1 rRNA gene is annotated in these 282 nt (G+C 45.7%); it reads right to left on the reverse strand.

The window, feature by feature from the left end:
• Nucleotides 1–111: 111 nt before the first annotated feature.
• A 23S ribosomal RNA gene (locus tag V3391_RS17745) occupies nt 112–282 on the reverse strand; the annotation flags it as partial.

The raw sequence follows: 282 nt of genomic DNA on the forward strand, positions 1-282 counted from the left end.
ATAGATCTTCCATACCAGAAGGTCCCCAAGAGGAAACTCTTCTGACACGGCGGACCTACCTTGTGATCGCGAATCAGCCCCGAACAATCACTGATTCCAACCGCTTCCTCTCTAACGATTTCAAGTACTTTTAACTCTCTTTTCAAAGTCCTTTTCATCTTTCCCTCATGGTACTTGTTTGCTATCGGTTTCGAACCCATATTTAGCTTGAGATGAAATTTACCACCCAGTTTGCGCTCCAATCCCGAGGAACGTGACTCTTAGAAAGTATGCCGTGCACGG

The organism is Luteimonas flava (assembly GCF_036584485.1).
Lineage (GTDB): Bacteria > Pseudomonadota > Gammaproteobacteria > Xanthomonadales > Xanthomonadaceae > Luteimonas > Luteimonas flava.